Genomic DNA, 2,585 nt, shown 5'->3' on the forward strand with positions numbered 1-2,585 from the left:
GTGCCGGCGTCGCCGGCGGGCCGCGCTCTTGTCTTTGGGGGGGGGGGCCCCGCCCCCCCCCCCCCCCCCCCCCCCCCGACGGTGGTCCGGGTTTGCATCGTCGGGGACCAAGCGCAGCGCGCGGGTCAGAAACCTCCGCATCGCCTCGGGCGAGACGTCCGCCCAGTCGACGTCGTCCTCCGGCGGCCCGGAGAACAGCATCGCCAGCCGGACCGCGTCCACCCCGTGCCGGTCCAGCTCTGCCGCCAGGTCCACACCGTTGCCCAGCGACTTGCTCATCGCCCTGCCGTGGTTGACCACCTGGCCCTGGTTCATCAGGCGCGCGTACGGCTCGGACGAGGGCACCAGGCCCATGTCGTAAAAGACCTTGGTCACGAACCGCGCGTACAGCAGGTGCATGGTCGCGTGCTCGACCCCGCCCACGTACAGCGCGGCCGGCATCCATCGGGCGGCGTCCTCGGGACGGAACGGGCCGCCCTCGTACCCCGGCGACAGGTAGCGCAGGAAGTACCAGGACGAGTCCACGAACGTGTCCATCGTGTCGGTGTCCCGCTCGGCAGGGCCCCCGCACCGCGGGCACGTCGTCCGCACCCAGTCCTGCGCTCCGGCGAGGGGCGAGACGTCTCCGGGGACCAGCTGGTCGCCCTCCAGGTGGGGCAGCTCGACGGGCAGCTGGTCGTCCGGCACGACGACCTCGCCGCAGCCCGGGCAGTGCACGACAGGGATCGGTGCGCCCCAGTAGCGCTGCCGGGAGACCAGCCAGTCGTGCAGGCGATAGCTCGTGCCGTCCGGCCCGTCCTGCCGACCGATCCAGTTCCGCTGCATCGTCAGCACGTGCGCCGGCCAGCCCGGCTCCAGCAGCGACATGTCGTCCAGCAGCCGGTCCGCGTACGCGGTGATCCGGAAGAACCACTGCGTCAGGCTGCGGGCGACGACGGTGGCGCCGCAGCGCTCGCACGCGCCGTCGACCACCTGCTCGTTGGCGAGCACCGTCCGGTCGTCGGGGCACCAGTTCACCTCTGCCGCGGCGCGATAGGCCAGACCTCGCTCGTGGAGCCGGGCGAACAGCCACTGGGTCCAGCGGTAGTACTCCGGCTCGTGGGTGTGCACGCGCCGTGACCAGTCGAACGAGACGCCGTAGCGGCGAATCGACGCCGCCTGCGTCGCGATGTTCGCTTCCGTGAACCCGGCCGGATGTTCACCCCGGCGGATCGCCGCGTTCTCCGCCGGCAGACCGAACGAGTCCCAGCCGACCGGGTTGAGCACGTCGAAGCCCTTGGCCCGCCAGTACCTGGCTACGACGTCGGTGATCGCGAACACCTCGGCATGACCCATGTGCAGGTCCCCCGACGGGTACGGGAACATCGTCAGCAGATAGCGACGCGGCCGGGCGCCGTCGTCGGACGCCTGGAAGAGGCGACTCTCCGCAGGGTCGTCGCCTGCCGGTCCTGGGGTGCCGTACGTATCACTCATCGCTCTCGCTCTCCGGTGCGTCGATCGGGTCCAGGCACGAAAAAACCCCTCACGAGGAGGGGCTGCCGCACCGGGTGTGCCCGATCGAGGGCGGAGCCGGTGCGGCTACGTAAGAGGCGAGCGTGTGTTGCGCATGCCTCCACGATACGTGGGCCGGCCGAGCCAGGTAAAGAGGGCTCCGGGCGGGAGCGCGGCGTACGGCCTGACCGCAGGTTCGGACGTCCGGAGGTACGGCGTCCGGAGGTACGGGCGCCGGCTCGGTCCGCCGCCAGCGAGGTCCGAGCCGGCGCCCGCGCCGGAGGACGGGCACCGTGGTTCGGCGTGCCCCCAGCGCACTCCGAACCACGGCTCCCGCCCGACGCGCCGGAGCTCGGCCCGCCCCCAGCGAGGTCCGAACCCTGTCCGCGTCGCACCTAGGACGCGGACGCCCCCTGGAAGTCACAGCACTGCAGGACAGCTCCCCATGTGATCTGGATCACAGTCCCGCCGGATGACGGTGTGCGACGCGCGGTTCCTCGCACAGCCGCCCGGGCCGAATATGGGCTCGAAGCGGACTTCGTAGGAGAAATCGAAAAAACTCCCACAAGTGCTGTGACATCCGAGCAGCCCGCGCGTCTGGGCTACATGGAACACACCGAGCACCCCGAACTTGTTCGTCTGGGCGCCCAATACCTGCGCGCGTACGCGGACGGCGACGCCGTCAACCTCTACCGCCTCGCCGACGCGTGGGGGGCGAGCGAGCTGATCGCCGCCACCTGCGAGGTCGCCCTCGCGGTCATCCACGCGACGGCCGGACCACAGGGCCTGGACGCCGTATCGACCACGTTCGCGACCAACCGGAGGTAGGCACCGATGAACAGGACCGAGCCCGCTGCCGAGGACCCCGGGGCCGACGATCCCGAAGACTTGCGCGGAACCAGCGTGGTGGTGCGATCATTGGCCAGCGCATCAAAACCGGACACTATGGGCAGAGGGAGCCAAGACCGCGTGACCACGACTGGTGACCTTCGGATCGATGACTGGGTCGTGCATCGTCCGAACGTCGTGCGTTCGGTCGCTGCCCGCGTCCCCGGCATCGACGCCGAGGAAGCCGCCAGCCGCGCCCTGGAAAA

2 protein-coding genes are annotated in these 2,585 nt (G+C 70.6%); one reads left to right on the forward strand and one right to left on the reverse strand.

Going from position 1 to position 2,585, the window contains the following annotated elements:
- The coding region (locus AB0F40_RS27435; protein WP_357475488.1) for a class I tRNA ligase family protein at window positions 1-1,473 on the reverse strand (1,473 nt) is incomplete at its 3' end.
- 591 nt (window positions 1,474-2,064) lie between these two features.
- On the opposite strand from AB0F40_RS27435, the gene AB0F40_RS27440 reads away from it, so the two are divergent.
- On the forward strand, window positions 2,065-2,319 hold the full coding sequence (locus AB0F40_RS27440; protein ID WP_357475490.1) for a hypothetical protein: 255 nt from the start codon (window positions 2,065-2,067) through the stop codon (window positions 2,317-2,319).
- The last annotated feature ends 266 nt before the right edge of the window (window positions 2,320-2,585 follow it).

Origin of the sequence: Promicromonospora sp. NPDC023987 (assembly GCF_040639055.1) — a bacterium.
GTDB lineage: Bacteria > Actinomycetota > Actinomycetes > Actinomycetales > Cellulomonadaceae > Promicromonospora.